Origin of the sequence: Methanocalculus sp., from assembly GCF_029762515.1 — an archaeon.
In the GTDB taxonomy this organism is placed as follows: Archaea; Halobacteriota; Methanomicrobia; order Methanomicrobiales; family Methanocorpusculaceae; genus Methanocalculus.
Genome location: NZ_JARVGN010000249.1, coordinates 1 through 3,540 on the forward strand (window position 1 = coordinate 1; position 3,540 = coordinate 3,540).

The 3,540-nt window shown below is 54.5% G+C and carries 3 protein-coding genes; 1 reads left to right on the forward strand and 2 read right to left on the reverse strand.

Annotated features, from left to right (window positions below; all coding sequences use genetic code 11):
- Positions 1 to 1,570: cache domain-containing protein (locus QCH34_RS09000; protein WP_300333067.1), on the forward strand; the 1,570-nt coding region annotated here is incomplete at its 5' end.
- Between the two features lie 11 nt (positions 1,571 to 1,581).
- Here the strand turns inward: QCH34_RS09000 and QCH34_RS09005 are convergent.
- On the reverse strand, positions 1,582 to 2,778 hold the full coding sequence (locus QCH34_RS09005; RefSeq protein WP_300333069.1) for a Xaa-Pro peptidase family protein: 1,197 nt from the start codon (positions 2,776 to 2,778) through the stop codon (positions 1,582 to 1,584).
- A 116-nt stretch (positions 2,779 to 2,894) separates the two neighbouring features.
- Positions 2,895 to 3,458 (reverse strand): isochorismatase family cysteine hydrolase, encoded by a 564-nt coding sequence (locus tag QCH34_RS09010; RefSeq protein WP_300333086.1) that lies wholly within the window; start codon positions 3,456 to 3,458, stop codon positions 2,895 to 2,897.
- Between the last annotated feature and the right edge of the window lie 82 nt (positions 3,459 to 3,540).

Here is a 3,540-nt window from a genome sequence, read left to right on the forward strand (position 1 = left end):
TGATGAGATGAGCCGGATACTGGATGAATCGATACACTCAATAAACGAAGAGCTGAATAGTCTCTCCCTGACAGCCACAGAGAACGCAGATCAGCTCGCCATACTCGGGCTTGATTCTCCTGAAGCACTGGACTTCCTGAAACAATCGCTCCAGAAATATGTATATGCCCATTCCTCGGTTGTGATCGCACCTGATGGAATCGTCATCGCCGCCGTTCCCGAGCAGTATGCCGATCTTGCCGGGCTGGATTGGGCATACCAGCCGGAGGTTGAACGGGCAAATACCGAACAGGTTAAAATCGTCTCCGATGTCTTCTGGCTCGTCGAAGGGTTCTACGGGATCTCACAGAGCAGCCCGATCTTTTCAGCCGATGGAGAATATCTCGGCTATACCGATATCACCTACCGCCCCGAGCAGATGATCTCTCGCCAGATCGACCCGATCCTTACCGGGACACCTTACGATATCTGGGTTACAGAGACAGGTGGACGGGTGATCTATGATGCAACCGCAGAAGAGATCGGGAGGAACCTCTTTACTGATCCCGCATACCAGGAACCCGGACTTCAGGAGGCATTCCAGAGAATCGTCTCTGATCCTGCCGGAGAGACAACCTACACCTTCTGGGACACGAACTGGCAGGAGCAGGTGACAAAGACCGCTCTCTGGGGAACCGCCGGGGTTGACGGGGCCGAATGGAGGGTTGTTATCACATGGAACGCGGGCAGTGAGAGGGTCGACGAGAACAGCGATCGGATCACGCCCCGGACCGAAGAGGAGATCGATGCCATGAAAGCCTTTGTTGCAGAAGCAGCCGCATATGGCCGTGAACACGGCCGGGAAGCGGCACTTGCGGCATTCAATGATCCGGAAGGCGACTTTGTCAGGGGAGAGCTCTACATCTTCTCCTATGCAGATGACGGCACCTGCCTCGCCCTCCCCTTCCAGCCGGGATTCATCGGCGAAAACCGGCTCGCAAACACCGATCCAAACGGTATCCTCTATATCAGCGAAATGACGAGGAAAGCCGGGACCGGAGGAGGAGCTGTATATTATATCTATCCAAACCCGGAACATGGCTTCCAAAACCAGCTGAAACTCTCCTATGTTCTCCCCGTCGATGAGACCTGGTGGGTTGGCTCAGGGATCTACCTCCCCTCAGTCAGGGCAGAATTCAATAAAGCCGATCGTGACGCCCTCGTGCTCCGTGTCCACAATGCACAGAACTATGCCAGAGACCATGGAAAAGAGCAGGCACTTATGGACTTCAATGATCAGGAGGGCGAATTCGGGCTCGGCGACGCATATATATTTGCATATGGCTTCGATGGCACCACCCTTGCCCTCCCTTACCAGCCTGAATTGATCGGATCAAAACGGCTTGGCTTTGAGGACAGCTACGGGGTCAATGCAATAGAATGGGAGATTGAAGTCGCACGGGCCGGGGGCGGGTTTGTGTATGTCACCTATACCAGCCCCGCAACCGGCATTGAAAGCTTAAAACTCTGTTATGTGGTTCCGGCTGGTCCTGACTGGCTCATCGGATCCGGGATCTATGCAGGTGCATAAGAGGATCAGGGCTAGAACCCCACCTCAATCAACCCTTTTGAAAGACCTGTGATCGATTCGCCACCACCGGGCCTGACCAGGAAGGTATTCTCCACCCCGACCATGCCGACACCGGAGATCCCGATCTTCGGCTCAAGTGCGATCGCCATCCCCACACTAAGCGGTTCGTCAAACCCTTCTGCCAGTACCGGATACTCATCGACCTCAAGCCCGACCCCATGGCCGAGGAAGGGAACCTGACGGCCGGCATACCCCATGAAGTCCTTCTGGTATTTCTCAGGAATATCCGCAATCACCGTCCGGTAGATGTCTCCAGGGATGACACCGGGGCGGAGGAGGGACGCCATCTCCTGCTGGAGAGCGAGGCATCTTTGGTGTGCTGCAACTGCCCGCTCCGGGAGGGGGGCGCCGAACTGGTAGACGGCTGTCTTATCGGTATGGTAGCCTTCATACCCGCATCCGACATCAAGGAAGACGAGATCGCCCTTCCCAAGCTTTCGGTCACGCGATCCGAGGAGCGGTACTGCGGCTGAGAGCCCGACTGCCCCGCCGGGACCATTGAACGAGGTGGAGGCAAGGGAATGGTCACCAAATGCGATCTGGCCGAGGACGATCTCGTTTCCGAACATCGAGAACCTGACGATCCCGTGGTGTCCTTCTGCAATCAGGGCGGAATGGAGCTCGCACCCAAGATCCGCCTCGCTCATCCCTTCCCAAAGGATCAAAGGGACGATATCGTCAAGGACATGCCGGTGGATCTCACCCGACTTTCTCATGAGTGCGATCTCATAGGGACTCTTCACTGCCCTGACATACGCGATCTGCTTATCGAGAGAGGCGAAGCTTTTTGCGGGAATATGCTTTCTGAATCTCTCAAGGAGTGCTATTGGAACCAGTTCAGCTTCAATATGACAGGTATCCGGGACTTTCCCCATCTCTTTTGCCAGATCCCGGAAACTCTGCATCGAACGGATATCAGGAAAAAGGGATTCTGCCCGTGCCCGTTCATAGCTCCTTCTCACCCAGTATACAGGATCGCCGTCACGGGGTATCAGAAGGACGCCGTCCTGCATGGTGCCGCAGAAGTAGTACTGGTTGACTCTTCCAAAAAATGCCGCCATCTCCCAGTCCGGGAAATCACTCTCCATTCGCTGCCTGAAACGCTTAATACGGTCTATTTCTTCCGATACCGGTACCTTCGCCTGCATGCGTTTATGTATGCGGGGTGACTACTTGAGTGTCACGCCACATTCGATCACCGCCTAATGCGACTCATCTGAAAGAAAAAGGGGGAAAGGGGGGGTGAAGGAGGTGAATCGTGGGATCAGATCATCCGCAGGCATTCGTCGGTTGTTATGATCGAGACCCCGATCGCCGCCATATCCCGGAGATTTGCCACGTGAATCTCCGGTGTTGCCGCGGCAACGGCATCTGAGACAAGGACGGTATCATATCCATATGCCATCGCATCAAAGACAGTCGTCCTGATGCAGTTTGGCGTCTGTATCCCGACAACAACAACCCTTTCAACGTCAAGAGAGCGGAGAAGGAGATCGAGATCGGTTCCGAGAAAACCGCTCATCCGCGTCTTTGAGAGTATATATTCGCCTGGAATCGGTGCAATTGCATCGATCACCTCTGCTCCTTTTGTCCCGGCAACCGCAAACGGGGTTTTCGAAAAGATCTCTCTCCTGAAGGACTCGACATCGGATCCGCCGGGGCGGTGGATGCGGAGAATATGAATCACCGGGAGCTTCTGCTCCCTGAAATGGTTCAGGATGGATCTGAGGGGTGCAATGATCGCATCAGCCCCTGCGACACGGAGAATAGCAGAATCCCCCACAAAATCATTCTGCATATCGATGATCAACAGTGCAGTCTTCTTCATGATGATCTGGTTTTTGTCAGCTGATTGGGATATCCTTTTGGATCACCATCCGGCATCTTGATGTGCTGGAGGGTTAGAGAGT